This is a genomic window from Nocardia puris (assembly GCF_003315035.1).
Taxonomy (GTDB): Bacteria; Actinomycetota; Actinomycetes; order Mycobacteriales; family Mycobacteriaceae; genus Nocardia; species Nocardia puris.
The window spans coordinates 652,053-671,552 of record NZ_QNRE01000001.1 but is presented as its reverse complement, the minus strand read 5'-3'; the positions used below and the strand labels follow the sequence as shown (position 1 = coordinate 671,552).

Annotated in this window: 18 protein-coding genes; 15 read left to right on the top strand and 3 right to left on the bottom strand. The window is 70.4% G+C overall.

Annotated features, from left to right (window positions below; genetic code table 11):
* The first annotated feature begins 90 nt into the window (after window positions 1-90).
* From DFR74_RS03125 to DFR74_RS03100, 6 genes are all read left to right on the top strand, one after another.
* Entirely contained in the window at window positions 91-342 is a 252-nt protein-coding gene (locus tag DFR74_RS03125; protein WP_067512917.1) for a FitA-like ribbon-helix-helix domain-containing protein, read from the top strand.
* Complete coding sequence (locus DFR74_RS03120) at window positions 339-755, top strand: type II toxin-antitoxin system VapC family toxin (RefSeq protein ID WP_067512919.1); 417 nt, start codon at window positions 339-341, stop codon at window positions 753-755. The genes DFR74_RS03125 and DFR74_RS03120 overlap by 4 nt, the downstream gene beginning before the upstream one ends.
* 87 nt (window positions 756-842) lie before the next feature.
* Window positions 843-1,799 carry a metallophosphoesterase family protein gene (locus tag DFR74_RS03115; RefSeq protein ID WP_113974965.1) on the top strand — a complete coding sequence of 319 codons (957 nt, stop codon included), beginning with the start codon at window positions 843-845 and terminating at the stop codon, window positions 1,797-1,799.
* Window positions 1,800-1,901: 102 nt separating this feature from the next.
* A complete protein-coding gene (npt, locus tag DFR74_RS03110; protein WP_067512972.1) occupies window positions 1,902-2,570 on the top strand; it encodes a 4'-phosphopantetheinyl transferase Npt in 669 nt (222 codons plus the stop codon).
* A complete protein-coding gene (gene truB / locus DFR74_RS03105; RefSeq protein ID WP_067512921.1) occupies window positions 2,567-3,484 on the top strand; it encodes a tRNA pseudouridine(55) synthase TruB in 918 nt (305 codons plus the stop codon). Before npt ends, truB begins: the two co-directional genes overlap by 4 nt.
* 216 nt (window positions 3,485-3,700) lie before the next feature.
* Window positions 3,701-4,123 carry an EF-hand domain-containing protein gene (locus DFR74_RS03100; RefSeq protein ID WP_067512923.1) on the top strand — a complete coding sequence of 141 codons (423 nt, stop codon included), beginning with the start codon at window positions 3,701-3,703 and terminating at the stop codon, window positions 4,121-4,123.
* A 171-nt stretch (window positions 4,124-4,294) separates the two neighbouring features.
* Here DFR74_RS03100 and DFR74_RS03095 read toward each other — a convergent pair whose 3' ends face one another.
* Window positions 4,295-4,705 (bottom strand): PNPOx family protein, encoded by a 411-nt coding sequence (locus tag DFR74_RS03095; RefSeq protein WP_232331874.1) that lies wholly within the window; start codon window positions 4,703-4,705, stop codon window positions 4,295-4,297.
* Window positions 4,706-6,492: 1,787 nt separating this feature from the next.
* Between DFR74_RS03095 and DFR74_RS03085 the strand changes: the two genes are divergently transcribed.
* Window positions 6,493-7,323: a hypothetical protein gene (locus DFR74_RS03085; protein WP_228790845.1), complete on the top strand. Its 831-nt coding sequence runs from the start codon at window positions 6,493-6,495 to the stop codon at window positions 7,321-7,323.
* A gap of 9 nt (window positions 7,324-7,332) precedes the next feature.
* Here the strand turns inward: DFR74_RS03085 and DFR74_RS03080 are convergent, their stop codons facing one another.
* Entirely contained in the window at window positions 7,333-8,049 is a 717-nt protein-coding gene (locus DFR74_RS03080) for a metal-dependent transcriptional regulator (protein ID WP_067512976.1), read from the bottom strand.
* A 284-nt stretch (window positions 8,050-8,333) separates the two neighbouring features.
* On the opposite strand from DFR74_RS03080, the gene DFR74_RS03075 reads away from it, so the two are divergent.
* The 7 genes from DFR74_RS03075 to DFR74_RS03045 all read left to right on the top strand — a co-directional run bounded on the left by DFR74_RS03075 (window position 8,334) and on the right by DFR74_RS03045 (window position 17,807).
* Window positions 8,334-9,317 (top strand): bifunctional riboflavin kinase/FAD synthetase, encoded by a 984-nt coding sequence (locus tag DFR74_RS03075; RefSeq protein ID WP_084538057.1) that lies wholly within the window; start codon window positions 8,334-8,336, stop codon window positions 9,315-9,317.
* A gap of 165 nt (window positions 9,318-9,482) precedes the next feature.
* Window positions 9,483-9,752 carry a 30S ribosomal protein S15 gene (gene rpsO, locus DFR74_RS03070; protein ID WP_067512929.1) on the top strand — a complete coding sequence of 90 codons (270 nt, stop codon included), beginning with the start codon at window positions 9,483-9,485 and terminating at the stop codon, window positions 9,750-9,752.
* Window positions 9,753-9,962: 210 nt separating this feature from the next.
* A complete protein-coding gene (locus DFR74_RS03065) occupies window positions 9,963-11,372 on the top strand; it encodes an MmgE/PrpD family protein (protein ID WP_067512931.1) in 1,410 nt (469 codons plus the stop codon).
* A 37-nt stretch (window positions 11,373-11,409) separates the two neighbouring features.
* The gene (locus DFR74_RS03060; protein ID WP_067512933.1) at window positions 11,410-12,270 is read left to right on the top strand and encodes a phosphosulfolactate synthase; all 861 of its coding nucleotides are present in this window, start codon (window positions 11,410-11,412) and stop codon (window positions 12,268-12,270) included.
* Between the two features lie 404 nt (window positions 12,271-12,674).
* The gene (locus tag DFR74_RS03055) at window positions 12,675-14,945 is read left to right on the top strand and encodes a polyribonucleotide nucleotidyltransferase (RefSeq protein ID WP_067512935.1); all 2,271 of its coding nucleotides are present in this window, start codon (window positions 12,675-12,677) and stop codon (window positions 14,943-14,945) included.
* Between the two features lie 95 nt (window positions 14,946-15,040).
* A complete protein-coding gene (locus DFR74_RS03050) occupies window positions 15,041-16,336 on the top strand; it encodes a M16 family metallopeptidase (RefSeq protein ID WP_067512978.1) in 1,296 nt (431 codons plus the stop codon).
* A 52-nt stretch (window positions 16,337-16,388) separates the two neighbouring features.
* Window positions 16,389-17,807: a tetratricopeptide repeat protein gene (locus DFR74_RS03045; protein WP_067512937.1), complete on the top strand. Its 1,419-nt coding sequence runs from the start codon at window positions 16,389-16,391 to the stop codon at window positions 17,805-17,807.
* A 65-nt stretch (window positions 17,808-17,872) separates the two neighbouring features.
* Here DFR74_RS03045 and DFR74_RS03040 read toward each other — a convergent pair whose 3' ends face one another.
* Window positions 17,873-18,190, bottom strand: a complete 318-nt coding sequence (locus DFR74_RS03040; RefSeq protein WP_067512939.1) for an ArsR/SmtB family transcription factor — start codon at window positions 18,188-18,190, stop codon at window positions 17,873-17,875.
* Window positions 18,191-18,287: 97 nt separating this feature from the next.
* Between DFR74_RS03040 and DFR74_RS03035 the strand changes: the two genes are divergently transcribed.
* Window positions 18,288-19,499: an MFS transporter gene (locus DFR74_RS03035; RefSeq protein WP_067512980.1), complete on the top strand. Its 1,212-nt coding sequence runs from the start codon at window positions 18,288-18,290 to the stop codon at window positions 19,497-19,499.
* The last annotated feature ends 1 nt before the right edge of the window (window position 19,500 follow it).

Sequence of the window (19,500 nt, the reverse complement as noted above, 5' to 3'; positions counted from 1 at the left end):
GTCTGGAGGCGGAAGTCCGCGCGCCCGACAGGGTGCATGCATCGGGCGTACGATGACTGCATTGACAGCATTACGGGAGGGGTGAGGGCAGTGGTCAACCTGACGGTGCGGAACATTCCGGACGAAGTGCACCGTGCCCTGCGGCTGCGGGCGGCGGCGCACGGTCGGAGCGCGGAGGCGGAGTTGCGGTCGATCATCGCCGAGGCGGTTCTGCCGCCCGGTCGCGTGGAGCTGGGGTCTGTCCTGGTCGAGATCGGGCGGGAGGTGGCGCTCGGCGACGACGAGGTCGACGCGCTGGCGGCCCGTGATCGGACCCCGGTGCGGCCGATGGAGTTCGGGTGATCATCCTCGACACGAACGTCATCTCCGAACCGCTGCGCAAGACACCCGATCCGCGCGTCGTCGCCTGGCTCGACGCGCAGAATGTGGCGACCCTGTACCTCTCGGTCATCACCATCGCCGAGTTGCGGTTCGGTGTCGCGGCCATGCCTTCGGGAACGCGGCGAGATCTGTTGCGCGACAACCTGGAACGCCGGGTGCTGCCTTTGTTCGATGGGCGAATTCTCGACGTCGATATCCCGGCGTCCGGCGCGTACGCCGATCTCATGGTGACGGCCCGGTCGGCCGGAGTGGCGATCGGGATAGCCGACGGGCTGATCGCCGCCACGGCGGCGGCCTCCGATATGGCGGTCGCCACCCGCGATGTCGAGCCGTTTCGCGCCGCGGGGGTGCCCGTGGTCGATCCGTGGCAGTGAGGGGTCCGGAATGGGAACGCGCCGGGGAGCGTTCGCATCGGGCATGGTCGGGTGGCGGAAGGAGCACGGTATGACAGGGTGGGTGTGGTGATACCCAAGTTGATGGCGGTGAGCGACATTCATGTCGGCCACCAGGGGAATCGTCCCGTCGTGGAGGAGATCCGGCCCGATTCGCCGGAGGACTGGCTCATCGTGGCCGGTGACGTCGCCGAGAAATCCGACGACATCCGGTGGGCGCTGGAGCTGTTGCGCAGCCGGTTCAAGCAGGTCATCTGGGTGCCGGGCAACCACGAACTGTGGACGACCGCCAAGGATCCGGTGCAGATGCACGGCGTCGCCCGTTACGAGTACCTGGTGTCGATCTGCCGCGATCTGGACGTGATCACCCCGGAGGATCCGTTCCCCGTCTGGCGCGGCGCGGGCAGCGAACAGTACGGCGGCGCGGTCACCCTCGCGCCCCTGTTCCTGCTCTACGACTACTCGTTCCTGCCGGAGGGCGCCACCACCAAGGCCGAGGGCCTGGCGATCGCCCGCGAACGCAACGTGGTGGCCACCGACGAATTCCTGCTCTCCCCGGAGCCGTACCTCACCCGCGACGCGTGGTGTCACGCCCGCGTGCAGGTCACCAAACGCAAGCTCGACGCACTCGGACCCGACACCCCGGTCGTGCTGATCAACCACTTCCCGATGGTCCGCCAGCCCACCGACGTGCTGTTCTACCCCGAGTTCGCGCTGTGGTGCGGCACCGAACTCACCGCCGACTGGCACACCCGCTACAACGTGGTGTGCTCGGTGTACGGGCACCTGCACATCCCGCGCACCTCGCACTACGACGGCGTCCGCTTCGAAGAGGTGTCGCTCGGCTATCCGAGAGAGTGGCAGCGGCGCGGGCTGCCCGACCGGCTGCTGCGCCAGATCCTGCCCGCCCCGGAGTACCCGCCCGGCACCCTCAACAAGTGGGGCGGCCACTTCCAGGTGACACCCGAGATGGAGGCGGCCGCCGCCGAGATGCGCAGCCGCGCCCAGCGTCGGCGGGGCGTCTGAGCGGCCGGTAGGCTCGATCGGGCTACGGAGTTGGTGGGCGCACGGGCGATCCGCCCGGCGGGAGGACGGTCCGCACCCGGACCGCGCGGAGAGGTGAAGACGCTGATCGAGAACATTCTGCCCGGCGGGATCGCCTCGGCGGAACTGCTGGACTACCCGGATGATCTGAAACCCCATCCGGCGGAAGAGCATCTCATCGCCAAATCGGTGGAGAAGCGCCGCCGCGACTTCATCGGCGCCCGGCATTGCGCCCGCCTCGCGCTGGAACAGCTCGGCGAGCCGCCCGTCGCCATCGGCAAGGGCGAGCGCGGGGCGCCGGTGTGGCCGCGCGGCATCGTCGGCAGCCTCACCCACTGCGACGGATACCGGGCGGCGGCGCTCGCGCACAAGATGCGGTTCCGTTCCGTCGGGATCGACGCCGAACCGCACGGCGCGCTGCCCGAGGGCGTGCTCGAATCGACCAGCCTCCCGGAGGAACGCGCATGGCTGGCGTCCACCGACACCGGCCTGCACCTGGACCGGTTGCTGTTCTGCGCGAAGGAAGCCACCTACAAGGCGTGGTTCCCGCTCACCACGCGCTGGCTCGGCTTCGAGGAAGCGCGCATCACGTTCACCGTCGACGAGGTGGGGGAGGGCACCGGCTCGGGCACCTTCCGCAGCGAACTGCTGGTGCCCGGCCAGACCCATGACGGCGGCCTGCCGCTCACCTCGTTCGACGGGCGCTGGCGCATCGGCGACGGTCTCATCCTGGCCGCGATCGCGCACGCATGACCGACGCCGGAACCCGCCCCGACGTGCTCGGCGGCCTGCTCATCGTCGACAAGGACGGCGGGTGGACCAGCCACGATGTGGTGTCACGCTGCCGGAAACTGTTGCGCACCAAGAAAGTCGGGCACGCGGGCACCCTCGACCCGATGGCCACCGGCGTGCTGGTGCTCGGCGTGGAACGGGCCACGAAACTGCTCGGCCTGCTGACGCTGACCACCAAGGCGTACACGGCGACCATCCGGCTCGGCGCGGCCACCAGTACCGATGACGCGGAAGGGGAAACGCTCACCACCTCGTCGGCGCTGCACGTCACCGACGCCGAGATCGCGGCGGGGGTCGCCGCGCTGACCGGCGAGATCCAGCAGGTCCCCGCCACGGTCAGCGCGATCAAGGTGAACGGGGAACGCGCGTACGCCCGCCATCGCGCGGGCGAGGAGGTGAAACTGGCCGCCCGCCCGGTCACGGTGTCGCGGTTCGACGTGCTGGCGCGGCGGGACGTCGCCGACGGTGGGTACGTCGACCTGGACGTGGTGGTGGAGTGCTCGTCGGGCACCTACGTGCGCGCGCTCGCCCGCGATCTGGGCGCGGCGCTGGGTGTCGGCGGCCACCTCACGGCGTTGCGCCGCACCCGAGTGGGCCCCTTCACCCTCGAGCACGCGCGCACCCTCGAAGCGCTCGCCGACGATCCCACCCTGAACCTCGGCATCGACGAGGCCATCCGAATCGCCTTCCCGCACCGCACCATCGACGCGGACGAAGCCGAATCCCTGCGCGACGGGCGCTGGCTCGACCCGGTCGGTATCGAGGGCGTGCACGCCGCCCTCACGCCGGAGGGGATCGCCATCGCGTTGCTGGAGGAGAAGGGCAAGCGGTCGTCGCCGGTGTTCGTGGTGCGCCCGCGCGGATTGGTGGACTGAGGGACTTGGGCGCCTCGCCAGTTGCGAGTGCGCCACGTGGTCGGGGGCAGTGCCGATTCCGTCATTCGCTGCCGTCGCGGGAAGGCGAGCCGCCGCCGGGTGTTCGAGGGAGCAGGCCCGAATCCCGGTGTGGCCGTGGGCTGCTGGGGGCGGGCGGTCCCCGTACAGTGGGCGGTGGTTGTAAGCGCCGGATTGTGGGCCGGGAAGGCAGTGGGTATGAGTGAGAAGCCGGTCGACACGTTCGAGTTGTGGGATCGGGATGGCGACGGGCTCGTCTCGGTGCGCGACATCGTCGAGGGCATCGGGTCGCTGGGGCTCGAGGTCGACACCGAGGCCGTGGAGCGGATGGTCGCGGCCGCCGACACCAACGGCGACTTCCTCGTCTCGCGTGCCGAATTCGACGCCGCGCTGGTGGCCGGGCGTCTCGACGTGAACGACGCCGACGCCGCCTTCCGCGTCTTCGACGCCAACGGCGACGGGCGCATCTCCGTCGAGGAACTGGAGAACCTCATCCGCCACGTCGGTGCGGGCCTGATCGATACCCCGGCCGCCGACCTCCTCGCGGCGGCCGACCACGACGGTGACGGTTACCTCTCCCCGTCCGAATTCCGCGCCCTCCTGGACGAACTCGCCCGCTGAGCGGGAGGCCGCGAGAGCGAGCGTTCCCCTCCGAAGTCCCGCCCCTGCGGGACGACCTGGCTCGCTGAGCGGGAAAGCCGCGCGAGCAGCCGTCGGCTGAGTCGTAACGCGCGTCGGTGAAGTCGCCGAGGCCCGTGGGTCGGCCGGCCCCGGCCCTGACGGTGTGCGGGATCAGCCGACCGGTGGCATCAGGGCGGTCTCGTGGACCGTCACCACGACGGCGAGATCGCCGTACGGGGCGGAGCCCAGTGCCATCCGGTGGTACAGCTCGGCCAGTCCGAGACGCATGCCGTATTTGAGTTCCAGACCCGCCGTGATCTTGTCGAACAAGGGTCCCGCGTGGACGACTTCGGCGACGCCTTGATGCTGGCGGGAGCCGACCGCGGGCCTGCCGCGCCAGTCCCCGGCCTGCACGATCACACGCGGATCCCGAGCCAGCTGCCGCGCTTCGCTGGACCCGGACGAGAGACGGAACGCGAGCTGGCCGCGATCGATCGGGATCACCAAGTGGGCGACGGTCGGCCAGGGTCCCGATGCCACCGACCGGGTCACCCGCACCGTGCTCGCGTCCCACCAGAGCATGCCGGGATGCCATTCACTCGGCCGGTCGTGCGTCCCGGCCGGAGCGACAGGCGCGGCCGGAGGACGAGGTACCGGGAGCAAATCGGCCGGTGCGGAGTTGCGGCCGGGCGGGGTGGGTCCGGGTGATCCCCCACCCGGGCCGGGAGGTGGGGGAACAGGGACTCGAGGCGTAGTGGATGCGACAGCACGGCTGGGAGGTGCGGCGACCACGGCGGCACGACCGTGGGGTGTGGCGGCGTGGACAAGGAGTTCGGTGGGTGCGGAGCCGGAAGTCGGAGTCTCGGTGGACGCGGCGCCGACGCTGTGCGTAGCGGTGGCACCGGGTGCGTCAGCTGCGCCGAGAGGCGCGCTGGGTGGGGCGGGCACGGTGGCGCGACCGTGAGGCGCGGCGGCGGGCGCGAGAGCCTTGGTGGGTGCGGCCGCACGAGTCGGAGTCTCGGCGGCGACAGAGTCGCGCGTCTCGGTGTGGGTGCCAGGTGTGGTGACCGAGCAGCGAGTGGCGGCGGGGTCGCGGGGTGTTGCGGTGGCCACGAAGGGCTTGGTGGGTGCGGCGGGAGCCGGAGGCTTGACAGGTGTGGTTACGGCGCGGGGCGAACCCGTCGTTGTGGTGGCCGCGACTGCGATGCGAGGCGCTCTGGGTGTGGCCGGTTCGCCGGTGCGACCATGGGGTGCGGCGGTGTGCGTGAGGGGCTTGGCGGCGGCACGAGTCGGGGTCTCGGCAGCCGCGGCGGCGCTGCGTGACGCGGTGATGGCACCGGGTGCGTCGGCGGCGCGGAGAGGCGCGTTGCGTGCATCGGGTTCGGTGGCGCGGCAGTGGGGTGCGGAGGCCGGCGCGACAGGTGCGGCGCCCTCGCTGGGAGTCGTGGTGGGCGCGATCGGTCCAGCACCGCCGCGGGGTGCGGCGACCGGACGGGGTGGTGTGGTCGAGGTGGTGGCGAGGTCGAGGGGTGTGGTGAGTGAGCCGTCGAGGCTCAGCTCGAGGGTGGGGGGTGCGATGTGGTTGAACGGGATGGTGGGGGCGATGTTGTCGAGGGCGCCGTACATGGGTCGAGACCTCCGGTGACAGGTCGAGCGTCGGTGGAGTGGCGCACCGGGACCGGGTGCGGAACGTCGTCGTACCCGCACGCGGATTCCGGGCGGTAGGTGCGAGGGCGGAGCAGGTGTTCTCCACTGAGTGGTGGAGAAAATCTGACTACCACAACATAGATTTGATATAGCACTGAGTTGAAGTCTCTGCAATGTGATCTTGTGTCGGCCCAGATCTGTTGGCCGACAGCTGTTCTCGTCGTTGTTCGCAGCGGTCCCGGAAATGTTCGTCCCGGATGTGGAGAGCGGTCCGGCGTCGCCACCAACGGCCGCCCGCGCCGGCCGATTCCTACCCGCCTCGGGGCCGCCGGGATCGGCCCGAACGCGACCGGCGACAGCGGGGTCCGGACCTGCGCGGCATCCCGGATCGCCGAAGCGGCGTCCAGGGTCGCCGTGGTGTGCGGTCGGGATCGCTGAGGTTGGGTCCCCGCGATCGCCGAGGCTTGCGTTCGCGATCGCCGAGGCGCGCATCCGCGACCACCGAGGCGCGCATCCGGCCCGGTTTCCCCACGCACTCCCCGCAGCAGGCGGATCATCTATCTCGACAACGAAACTTCAGGCGACCACGTGCGGTCCCGCGACCACACCGATCACGGATGGGCGCGGGCCGGTAACTCCCTGGCTCACTTGACCGGTGCGGGCTGACGCGGGGGTCGTGCGCTCGATAGGCCGGGTGTCAGCGGACTCTGCGGAGGTGTGTGGTGAAGCGGTGGTTCGGGTGTGTGATGGCGGTGTGCGTGGCGGTCGCGGTGGCCGGGTGCGCGAAAGACCGGGCGGCGGAGCAGGTCGACAGCTTGCCGAGCATCACCCTGCCCGATGCGACGACCGCGCCGACACCGCAGAGTCCGGGGATCGCGGCCGCGCCCACCGCGCCCGGCGGCGGGCAGCCCAGTCCGGTGCAGCCGCCCTCGGCGCCGCCGCCCGCCATTCCGCCGGAGTCGCCCGCGCAGGGGACCGTCGTGCTGGAGACGGTGACGCTGGGTGGTGCGGCCGTCCCCGGCGTGCCGGTGACGCTGATGCGGATGCAGCCCTGCGACCAGGCGAACAACGATATCCCGTTGGGCGCCACCGAGATCGGGCGCTGGGACGCCACCACCGGCAGCGACGGGCGCGCCACGTTCACCGCTCCGGTCGGCTGCTACCGCTTCCGCATGGACCCGCCCGCCGGCACCGATCCGGTCCCCGAAGGCATGCACACGCTGTTCGTCACCCACGCCGGCCAGCACGTCACCGGGCAGCTGCGGTTCAACGACCCGGTGTCCGGACCGGAGTGCGCGGTGACGCGGATCGTCGACGATCTCGGCCGCCACGGTGAACTCGGCGAACTCGGGAACTACGTCCCCTCGGTCTCCGGCTGCGACGGCGGCTGGGCGGTCATCGTGTGGGACATCCCCGGCGACAGCCAGCGCATCGTCCGCCACGGCCCCGACGGCTGGCGCACCTACGTGCGCTTCCCGCACAACCAGTGCTGGAGCGAAGCCGTCGCCGACGGCGCCCCGGCCCGCCTGGATATCTACTTCACGGCGTGCTGACCGCGACCCTCAGGTCGTGATCCAAATGGCGTCCGTAGCGGGACGCCCCAGGTCGATCGGCGCTTCCGCGTCCCCGATCCGCACCGCGATGGTCCCCGCGAAATCGCGGCGCTCGACCACCGTGATCAGGGTGTCCAGCGCGATCCCGACCGAGTCGAAGTAGCGCAGCATGTCGGGGTCGGAGTCGGAGATGCGGGCGACGCGTCCGCCCTGGTTCGCCTCGAAATCGGTGAGCTGGCGGGCCGGGGGCGTGGGCACCGCGCCGTCCACCGAGGGGATGGGGTCGCCGTGCGGGTCGCGGTCGGGGTAGCCGAGTTTGGCGTCGATGCGCGCCATCAGCAGTTCCGACACCGCGTGCTCGAGCACCTCGGCCTCGTCGTGCACCTCGTCCCAGCCGTAGCCGAGCTCGTTGACGAGGAACGTCTCGATGAGCCGGTGCCTACGCACCATGGCGACGGCGGCGCGGCGGCCGTGGTCGGTGAGCGTGATCGATCCGTACCTGGCGTGTTCCACCAGACCCTGGTCGGCGAGCTTGCGCACGGCCTCGGACACGGTGGACGCCGAGACGCCGATGCGTTCGGCCAGCAGCTTGGTGGACACCTTCTCCTGCGACCACTCCTGGGCGGTCCAGATGACCTTCAGATAGTCCTGGGCAACCGAGGTCAGCTCCGGTGCGAGGGTGGCGGTGCTGCCCGTCGGCTCGGTCGCCGCGGAGCCGTCGCTCAACTCGCGGCGGGTGGCGATATCACGTTTGCCTGGCACATACCCGAGCTTATGCACATCGCCGCATTTTCACACAGTCGGACACCGGGATGCGGCCAAGTCGTGTTCGGCCGTCCGCCCGGTCGCGATCGCCCCCGTGACCAGTCGCGACGGCGGGCCGCGTACCCCTCGGTGACCGTCCGGCGCGGTACGCCGCGGTGTCGCGTGCGCGACCGGCGGGGAAGCGTTGTGTGACATCCGGTACGCCCGAATAGGGTTCGTTCCGGGGCTTGCGTAGGCTGCGAACTGTGCAGAGATGGCGAAGTCTCGACGAGGTGCCCGCGGACTGGGGACGGTGCGTGCTCACGATCGGCGTATTCGACGGGGTGCACCGCGGTCACGCGCAGTTGATCAGCAGGGCGGTGAAATCCGCGGCGGCGCGTGGCGTGCCGTCGGTCCTGATGACGTTCGATCCGCATCCGATGGAGGTGGTGCGGCCCGGCTCCCACCCGGCGCAGCTCACCACCCTCACCCGGCGCGCGGAACTGGTCGAGGAACTCGGTGTCGACGTGTTCTGCGTGATGCCGTTCACCCACGAGTTCATGAAGCTGACCCCCGGCCGCTACGTCCACGACCTGCTGGTCGAGCGCCTGCACGTGGCCGAGGTCGTGGTGGGCGACAACTTCACCTTCGGCAAGAAGGCCGCGGGCACCATCGAGACCATGCGCGAGCTGGGCGACCGGTTCGGCTTCGAGGTCGACGGGGTCACGCTGCTCGGCGAGCACGCGGTGACGTTCTCCTCCACCTACATCCGCGCTTGCGTCGACGCCGGTGATATGGCCGCCGCGGCCGAGGCGCTGGGCCGCCCGCACCGGGTGGAGGGCGTGGTCGTGCACGGCGACGGCCGCGGCCGCGAACTGGGCTATCCCACCGCGAACGTCGCGCCCCCCATGCACGCGGCGATCCCGGCCGACGGCGTGTACGCGGGCTGGTTCACGGTGCTCGGGCCCGGCCCGACGATCGGCACCGTCACGCCGGGCCAGCGCGCCATGGCGGCGATCTCGGTGGGCACCAACCCCACGTTCTCCGGTCGCGCGCGCACGGTGGAGGCCTACGTCATCGACGGTGACGCCGATCTGTACGGCCAGCACGTGGCGGTGGACTTCGTCGAGCACGTGCGCGGTATGCAGAAGTTCGACTCGATCGACGCGCTGCTCGCCGAGATGGGCCGCGATGTGGACAAAGCTCGCGGGTTGCTCGAGAGCGCCGAGCGCCGCGCCGCCTCGTCGTAGCGCGGGGTCGCTCCGGGTGCGGCACCACCTCGGGACGGACCCGATTCGGTGCCGGAATCCACCTCCGGTAAGGTGGACCCTCGGGTTTGCTGCGGTCCGCGGCGGCGCCCACCCGGTTCGCCGGTCACCTCACACGCGGAACTGAGAAACAGGAGTGGATGCCCCGTGGCGCTGACCACCGAGCAGAAGACGGCCATCCTGGCCGAGTACGGCCTGCACGAGAAGGACACCGGTTCGCCGGAGGCCCAGATCGCGCTGCTGTCGAAGCGGATCGCCGACATCACCGAGCACCTGAAGGTCCACAAGCACGACCACCACACCCGCCACGGCCTGATGGCGCTGATCGGTCGTCGCAAGCGGCTCTCGAAGTACCTGCAGGACAAGGACATCCAGCGCTACCGTTCGCTGATCGAGCGCCTCGGCCTGCGCCGGTGACCCACTGATCGCCCGGCTCGCCGCGCGGCGGGCCGACCGATCTCGCGAAAGCCGGTGGACGGTTCACACCGTCCACCGGCTTTTCGTTTGCCCGGGCGCGAGTGTGCCGTGCGTCATACTCCTTGACTCCTAACAGTACGAGCGTACGGTGAGAATTGTAAGGCAAGCCTTACCTAATTCACTCGGTCTGTTTCGGCTCGAGGAGGCTGTATGACCAGTACGCTCGCCCCACGAACAACCACCGAAGTCCAGCGTCTCGCGGACTTCGTCACCGCGGCGGATGTCGACCGAATACCACCGGATGCGCTGGAGCAGTTGAAGATTCGCGTCCTCGACACGCTCGGCGTCGCCATCGGCGCGCTCGACGCGCCACCCCTGATCGCCATTCGCGGGCTGGTGGACGATCTGGGCGGCGACCCGCGTTCCACCATGATCGGCGGCGGCCGCTCCGCGCCCGACCGGGTCGCCTTCTACAACGGCGCGCTCAGTCGCTACCTCGATTTCATGGACTCGTTCATCGGCCGCGGCGAGACCAACCACCCGTCCGACAACCTGGGCGCGGTGCTCGCCGCCGCCGAGAGCGTGGGCGCGTCGGGCCGGGAGTTCCTGACCGCGCTGGCCGTGGCCTATCAGGTGCACGTGCGCCTATCCGAGGCGGCGCCGGTGCGGGACAAGGGATTCGACCACACCACGCAGGGCGCGTACGCCGCGGCGGCGGGCGCGGCGAAGGCGCTCGGACTCGACGCCGCCCAGACCGCCAACGCGATAGCGATCGCGGGCACCGCCAATAACGCGCTGCGCGTCACGCGCACCGGCAATCTCTCGCACTGGAAAGGCTTGGCCTACCCCAACACGGCCAAGGAAGCCACCTTCGCGGCGCTGCTGGCGAGCCGGGGGATCACCGGACCCGAGGCGGTGTTCGAGGGCAACAAGGGATTCAAGGACGCCATCGCCGGGCCGTTCGAGATCGATTGGGCGGCAGAAGGTCTCGACGCGGTGCTGCGGACGATCGTGAAGAAGCACAACGCCGAGATCCACTCGCAGTCCGCGCTGGACGCCGCCCTCGACATCCGCGCGCAGGACGGTTTCACCGCGCGGGCCGTGCGCGCCGTGCGGCTGCGCACCTTCGACGTGGCGTTCTCGATCATCGGCGGCGGCGAGGAGGGCGGTAAGCACGACATCCGCACCAAGGAGGAGGCCGACCACTCGCTGCCCTACATGCTGACGGTCGCCCTGCTCGACGGACACCTCACCCCTGAGCAGTACACGCCCGAGCGGATCGCCGCCGACGACGTGCAGGAACTGCTCGCGAAGGTCGAGGTGACCCCCTCGCCCGAGCTCACCGCGAAGTTCCCCGGGCTGCTGCCCGCCGAACTCGAGGTCGAACTCGCCGACGGCACCGTCTTCGCCGCCGCCCGCGACGACTACCGGGGCTTCGTCACCGATCCGCTCACCTGGGCGGCGGCCCGCGCCAAGTTCGACCTGCTGGCCGCCCCGTTCGCCGATACCGCGCTGCGCGAGGACATCGCCGACGCCGTGCGGCGGCTGGAGGACCTGGACGTCGCCGCCCTCACCGCGCTCCTGGCCCGCGTGTCCACCGTCCGGTCCGACGCGCACTGACACCGGGCGAACCCTCACCACCCGAAAGGCAACCACCATGACCACCACCGAAATTCGACCGGTCGACAATGCCGCGGGCCTGGCCCCCGGCACCGCCTTCGACTTCATCCCGCGCGCCCACCGGCCCGCCAAGCCGCGCGCCTACGGGCTCACCGAGGTCCGCGGCCCCTACTACTCCACCTACGGTGTGCGGCACCTGGCCGACGTGCTCGAGGTCGCCGGGCAGTGGGTCGACGGCGTGAAGTGGGCGGGCGGCTCGTTCGCGCTGCTCCCGCGCGAGCAGGTCCGCGCCTTCAGCGATCTCGCGCACGAACACGACGCCTACATCTCCTCCGGCGGCTGGCTCGAGACCGTGCTGCGCTACGGCGACCAGTACATCGACCGGTATCTCGCCGAGGCCAAGGAGGTCGGATTCGACGTCATCGAGATCTCCACGGGCTTCATCTCGGTGCCCACCTCCGGGCTGCTGCGGCTGATCGAACGCGTCAAGAAGGCCGGACTGAAGGCCAAGCCCGAACTCGGCATCCAGTTCGGTTCGGGCGGCGACTCCACCGAGGCCGAACTCGCCGCCGAGGGCAAGAAGGACGTCGGCGATCTGATCGAGCGGGCCAAGCGCGCGCTGGACGCGGGCGCCGACATCATCATGATCGAGTCGGAGGGCATCACCGAGAACGTCGCCGACTGGAACACCGGCGCGGTCGCCCAGATCATCAACGGCGTCGGCCTGGAGAACGTGATGTTCGAATCCGCCGATCCGCTGGTCTACGAGTGGTACATCAAGAACTACGGCAACGAGGTCAACCTCTTCGTCGACCACTCGCAGGTCCTGCAATGGGAAGGGTTGCGGCAGAACATCTGGGGCAACAAGAGCACCTGGGGCCGCATCGTCAACGTCTGAGGCAGGGCCACGAGCGGCCGTCGCGTTCTGTGCGGTGGGATTTCCGGCGACACGCGGCCCGGCAGAGGCGATCGATGGACCCTAGGTGGTCGGACGTACAATCTTTTCGTTGGCTATCCGTGCGCGAACGCCGAACAGTATTCTGCGCACGGCAACACCGCACAGCCGTACGCACCCGAACGCGTGGCGTCGGTCTTCGGTAGTGGCCTCTCGGCCGGTGAGAAATCCGCCGTTGGGCTTCGATCGATGACCGCCTCCGCGTCGCCGTCTCCAAGGGGACACGGCCGGGTGTGCGCGTCGCGGCCGAGAAGGCTGCCGCGCGCCCGTGCCGGGTACGGCTGACGACAGTCGGCTCGCGCTCGCATGCGCTCGAGCCGGCGAGACGAGAGGTTGAGAGAAGAGAGATGACCGAAACAACTGAACGCAAGTCCTCGGCCGTGGAGGTCGAGCCCGGTGTGTTCGAATCCGTCGCGCTGATCGATAACGGCAGCTTCGGCACCCGCACCGTGCGTTTCGAGACCGGACGCCTGGCCCGCCAGGCCGCCGGCTCCGTCGTCGCCTACCTGGACGACGAGACCATGCTGCTGTCGGCGACCACCGCCAGCAAGGCGCCCAAGGACCAGTTCGACTTCTTCCCGCTGACGGTGGACGTCGAGGAGCGCATGTACGCCGCGGGCCGCATCCCCGGCTCGTTCTTCCGTCGCGAGGGCCGCCCCTCCACCGACGCGATCCTGACCTGCCGCCTGATCGACCGCCCGCTGCGCCCGTCGTTCGTCGACGGCCTGCGCAACGAGATCCAGGTCGTGGTCACCGTGCTGAGCCTGGATCCCAAGGACCTCTACGACGTGGTGGCGATCAACGCCGCGTCCGCGTCCACCCAGATCGCGGGCCTGCCGTTCTCCGGCCCGGTCGGCGGCGTGCGCGTCGCGCTGATCGAGGGCCAGTGGGTCGCGTTCCCGACCAACGAGCAGCTCGAGGACGCCGTGTTCGACATGGTGGTCGCGGGCCGCGTGGTCGAGTCCGGTGACGTCGCCATCATGATGGTCGAGGCCGAGGCCACCGAGAAGGTCATCGCGCTGATCGAGGGCGGCGCGCAGGCGCCGACCGAGGCCGTGGTGGCCGAGGGCCTCGAGGCCGCCAAGCCGTTCATCGCCCGCCTGTGCCGCGCGCAGTCCGACCTCGCCGAGCTGGCCGCCAAGCCGACCGGTGAGTTCCCGGTGTTCCTGCCCTACGAGTCCGACGTGTTCGAGGCCGTCGAGGGCACCGCGAAGGTGGAGCTGAACCAGGCGCTCAGCATCGCCGACAAGCAGGAGCGCGAGGCCAAGATCGACGAGGTCAAGCTCGCCGTGCTGGACCGGCTGGCCGACGACTTCGCCGGCCGCGAGAAGGAGCTGGGCGCCGCGTTCCGCTCGGTGACCAAGAAGCTGGTGCGCCAGCGCATCCTCACCGAGGGCTTCCGCATCGACGGCCGCGGCCTGGCCGATATCCGCGCCCTGTCCGCCGAGGTGGCCGTGGTGCCGCGCGCGCACGGTTCGGCGCTGTTCGAGCGCGGTGAGACCCAGATCATGGGCGTCACCACCCTCGACATGGTGAAGATGGCGCAGCAGGTCGACTCGCTCGGCCCGGAGACCTCCAAGCGCTACATGCACCACTACAACTTCCCGCCGTACTCCACCGGTGAGACCGGTCGCGTGGGCTCGCCCAAGCGCCGCGAGATCGGCCACGGCGCGCTGGCGGAGCGGGCGCTGATCCCCGTGCTGCCCAGCCAGGAGGAGTTCCCGTACGCGATCCGTCAGGTGTCGGAGGCGCTGGGCTCCAACGGCTCCACCTCGATGGGCTCGGTGTGCGCCTCCACCCTCGCGCTGCTGAACGCCGGTGTGCCGCTCAAGGCGCCGGTCGCGGGCATCGCGATGGGCCTGGTGTCCGACACCGTCACCAACGACAAGGGCGAGGACGAGGTCCGCTACGTCGCGCTGACCGACATCCTGGGCGCCGAGGACGCGTTCGGCGATATGGACTTCAAGGTCGCCGGCACCCGCGACTTCGTCACCGCGCTGCAGCTGGACACCAAGCTGGACGGCATCCCCTCGCAGGTGCTGGCCGGCGCGCTGAGCCAGGCGCACGACGCCCGCGTCACCATCCTGGACGTGATGGCCGAGGCCATCGCCACCCCGGACGAGATGAGCCCGTACGCGCCGCGCGTCACCGCGATCAAGATCCCGGTCGACAAGATCGGCGAGGTGATCGGGCCCAAGGGCAAGGTCATCAACCAGATCACCGAGGACACCGGCGCCAACATCTCCATCGAGGACGACGGCACCGTGTTCGTCGGCGCGACCGACGGCCCGTCGGCGCAGGCCGCGATCGACGCGATCAACGCCATCGCCAACCCGCAGCTGCCGAAGGTCGGCGAGCGCTTCCTGGGCACGGTCGTCAAGACCACCGCCTTCGGCGCGTTCGTCTCGCTGCTGCCCGGCCGCGACGGCCTGGTGCACATCTCCAAGCTGGGCAACGGCAAGCGCGTCGCCAAGGTCGAGGACGTGGTGAACGTCGGCGACAAGCTGCGCGTGGAGATCGCCGATATCGACAACCGCGGCAAGATCTCGCTGATCCCGGTCGAGGAGAACGCCGAGGAACCCGCCGCGGCGGATGCCGTCGAAGCCGGAACCGAGTAGTACTGGTCTTTGTGACGACGAAGAAGACGGCAACCCCCCTGCTCCCGACCGGGCAGGGGGGTTCGTCACTGGAGCGGCGGGTGGACGAGACGACGATGGTGGACACCGGGGTCCGGCGCACGGAGTTGCCCGGCGGACTGCGGGTGGTCACCGAACATCTACCCGGTGTGCGTTCGGCCTCCATCGGCGTATGGGTCGGCGTCGGCTCGCGCGACGAGGGCCGCACGGTCGCGGGCGCGGCGCACTTCCTGGAACATCTGCTGTTCAAGGCCACGCCGAGTCGCACCGCCCTGGACATCGCGCAGGCGATGGACGCGGTCGGCGGCGAGCTCAACGCGTTCACCGCGAAGGAACAGACCTGCTACTACGCGCACGTCCTCGACGAGGACCTGCCGCTGGCGGTGGACCTGGTCTCGGATGTGGTGCTCAACGGGTTGTGCCGCGCCGAGGACGTGGACGTGGAGCGGCAGGTGGTGCTCGAGGAGATCGCGATGCGCGACGACGACCCCGAGGACCTGGTCGGCGACGCGTTCCTCACCGCCCTGTTCGGGGATCACCCGATCGGGCGGCCGGTGATCGGCTCGGTGGAGTCCATCGAGGCCATGCACGCCGCGCAGCTGCGCGGCTTCCACCAGCGGCGCTACCGGCCGGACCGGATGGTCGTGGCGGTCGCGGGCAACGTGGAGCACGACCACACCGTGGAACTGGTGCACCGCGCGTTCGAGAACCGGCTCGACCCGTCGGCCAAGCCCGCGCCGCGCCGCGAGGGCCGCTTCCGGCCGACCGGCGCGCCGTCGCTGCACTGGAGCCACCGCGACAGCGAACAGGCGCACCTCGCGTTCGGCGTGCGCGCGTTCGGCAGGCACGAGGGCGAGCGCCGCTGGCCGCTGTCGGTGCTCAACACCGTGGTGGGCGGCGGGCTGAGTTCGCGCCTGTTCCAGCGCATCCGGGAGGAGCGCGGGCTGGCGTACTCGGTGTACTCGAGCGTGGACACCTTCGCCGACACCGGCGCGTTCTCGGTGTACATCGGCTGCCAGCCGGAGAACCTGGGCAAGGTGGCGTCGCTGGCGCGCACCGTGCTCGAGGAGGTCGCCGAACACGGCATCACCGACGCCGAATGCGCCCGCGCGAAGGGGTCGCTGCGCGGGGGATTGGTGCTGGGACTGGAGGATTCGGCGTCGCGGATGAACCGCATCGGCCGCAGCGAACTCAGCTACGGCAACCACCGCAGCGTCTCGGAGACGCTGAGCCGCATCGACGCCGTCACCACCGAGGAGGTCAGCGCCGTCGCCCGCACGCTGCTGTCGCGGCCGTACGGGGTGTCGGTGGCCGGACCGTACCGGCGCAGGCGGGACCTGCCCGCGGCGGTGCGGCGGTTGGTGGACGCCTGACGGGCGAAAGACGGTGCGGGACGGGGTGATCCGGCCCGCGGGAGGGGGAACTGTGCACGTCGAGACGCGGCTGGAAAGGGCGCGCGCCGCCAAGAAGCTGGGGCGCTTGGACGAAGCACGGCGCATCGCGGGGGAGGCGCTGGCGAGCGCGCCGGACGATCCCGCGCTGCTCGAGTTGCTGGCCGATGTGGCGTACCGGTTGGACGACACCGACGAGGCGCTGCGGCTCGGGCGGCAGGCCATCGCCGCCGATCCGGCGCGGGTCGACGCGTACCTGACGGTCGCGTGGGCCTCGGCCGGGCTCGGGGACAAGGACGAGGCGCTCCGGTGCGCGCGCGAGGCCGTTCGGCTCGCACCGCACAGCACACCGGTCCTGCTCGCCCTGGCCCTGCTGCTCGCGGTCTACTCGGCACAGGACCCCGCGATCAGCGCGGAGGCCAAGGAACTGGTCGAGCGCGCGGTGGAGCTCACCCCCGGCGACGCCGACGTGCACGCGTCCGCCGCCGACGTGCTCCACCAGTTACACGAGCGCGAGGCCGCCCAGGCGCACGTCGACGCCGGACTCGCGGAAGACCCCGCCAACGAGAACCTGCTGCGGATCAAGGCCCGGCTGGAGGTGGACGGGTTCCACCGGTATCGCGCGGCCGCCACGCTGCGCGGCCTGCTCGGGACCCGGCCCGGTGACGCCGAGGCGCGCCGGATGCTGGCGTCGATCCTGTGGCGCGCGTTGCTGGGATTGGTGACGGTGCTGTGGGTGTACGTGCTCGCGACGGCGACGCTGTCGATGCTGCTGCCGATCTCCGCGCTTCGGGGTGCCAGCGCGGTGTTCTTCGTGCTGGTGCCGTTCGCGTGGTTCGGCGTCTTCCGGAAGTTGCGGCGCAGGCTGCCGCCGCGCTACATCCGCACCAGGCTCCGGGACAGGCCGTCGGCGGTCCTCGCGTTGGTGACGCTGGTCGGCGTGACCCTGCTGGCCTGGTTGGGCGGGGTGCTCGTGCGCGCCGAGTTGACGACCGGGCTCGTTCGCCTCGGCTACTGGGTGATGCTGTTCGCAGTGGTCGCCGCGGCGCTGTCGCATCTGGCGCTGTATCGGGCGTGGATGCGCGGCTACGCCGACGAGGCCGAACACGACGGGCACGAGACGTACGTGATGGTGGGCCTGGTGGTGGTCGTGCCGGGTGGCGTGATCCTGCTCGCCGCCTTGGGGATTCTCCGGTTCTTCGCGCGCCAGCCGGTCGCGTTCGCGGTGGTGATGACCACGCTCTGCCTCATCGCGCTCACCTTCGTGGTGGAGGCGGTGCGGGCCTTGGTCGCGCGGTGGGGAGAGTGGATCGGCCCGGGGAAGATCCTCGCGGGACTGCTCGCGGTAGGCGCGCTGGCGATGGCCGGAATGTGGTGGGGCACGGTGCATTTGACGACCGACCATATTCCCGGGGTGCCGCAACGGTACGGGATGGAGTCGTCTGTGCCGTAGCCGGCTGGTGTGGCTTGCCCTGCCACGGCCGACCCGTCCCCGCTCGGCCGGAAACGGGGCCGCGCTCAGTCCCCGCTGGCGCGGTTGGCGGCGTCGACGATCGCCGGAAGCACGCCCGGCAGTGCGGATTCCAGGTCGTCGGCGCGCAGGCGCTGGCAGGTGTGGCCGTCGATGACCAGGCGTTCGATGATGCCCGCCTCGCGCAGGATTCTGAAGTGGTGGGTGGCGGTCGATTTGTTGATCACGTCGTAGAGGGCGCCGCAGCGCACGGCCGTGCCCGCATTGCTGAGGCGGCGCACCATCTCCAGCCGCACCGGGTCCTGCAGGGCGCCGAGCACCGTGGGCAGGGGCGCCACCGGCGCGAGGGTCTCGGTCTCGGTCATGATCCACCTCACACAATAGGGGGTTTGATGATCATCGAACCGGGTTGTAGGGTCGATGGAGTTCGATCAACGTCAAACTTACCTGATCGGGAGCATGATGACAGCGTCAACGGCCGTGGTCGCCGACGAGCGGATCGCCCAGCGCTGGGCATACGGTCTCGTCCTGGCCGCGAGCGGCGTCGCCCTGGGCGTCTCCGGCGTGCCCGCCCCCTTGTACGGCCTCTACGAACAGGAGTGGCACCTCTCGCCGCTCACCACCACGGTGGTGTTCGCGGTGTACGCCGTCGCGGCGTTGGTGGCGGTGCTGGTGTCGGGGCGCATCTCCGACGTGGTGGGCCGCAAGCCGGTGCTGCTGGGCGCGTTCGCGACCATGATCGCCGGGCTCGCGGTGTTCGTGGTGGCCGATTCGGTGCCGATGCTGTTGCTGGCCAGGGCCTTACACGGCATGGCGGTCGGCGCGACCGTGGTGGCCGGCGCGGCCGCGCTGCTGGACCTGCGCCCCGATCGCGGCGCGCGCTCGGGGCAGCTCAGCGGTGTGGCGTTCAATGTCGGTATGGCCGTGGCGATCATGGGCTCGGCCCTGCTCGCGCAGTACGCGCCGTACCCGCTGCGCACGCCGTACGTGGTGATCACCGTGGTGTGCCTCGCGATCGCCGTGGGTGTGCTGTGGTTGCGCGAACCGCACGGCGCGCGGGTCGCGGGGCGCATTCGTATCGCGAAACCGGCTGTGCCGCATGAGATCCGCACCGACTTTTGGTTCTCGGCGATCGGCGTAATGGCGGCGTGGTCGGTGCTCGGTGTGCTGCTCTCGCTCTACCCGTCGCTGGCGGCGCGCCAGACCGGCATCCACAACCTGGTGTTCGGCGGCGTGGTGGTGGCCACGACCGCGCTGGCGGGTGCCACCGCGCAGTTGTTCGCGACCCGCATCCCCGCGCGCCGGGCGGCCATTGCCGGCGATATCGGTATGGCGCTGGCGCTGCTGCTCACGGTGCCGGCGCTGGCCACCCACAGCTGGGTGGCGGTGCTCGGCGCGGGCGTGGTGCTCGGCGCGACCTTCGGCCTCGGCTTCGGCGGCTCCCTGCGCCACCTCTCGGAAGTGGTGCCGCAGAACCGGCGCGGCGAGACCATGTCGGCGTACTACCTGCTGGCGTACTCGTCGATGGCGCTGCCCACCGTGGCGGCGGGGTGGGCCGCGACGACCTGGGGTCTGGACCGGGTGTTCCCGTGGTTCGTGGCGGTGGTGGCGCTGGCCTGCCTGGTGGCGGCGGGCTTGGGTGTGCGGCGCGGGCGGGTGCGCGCGGAAGCGTGAG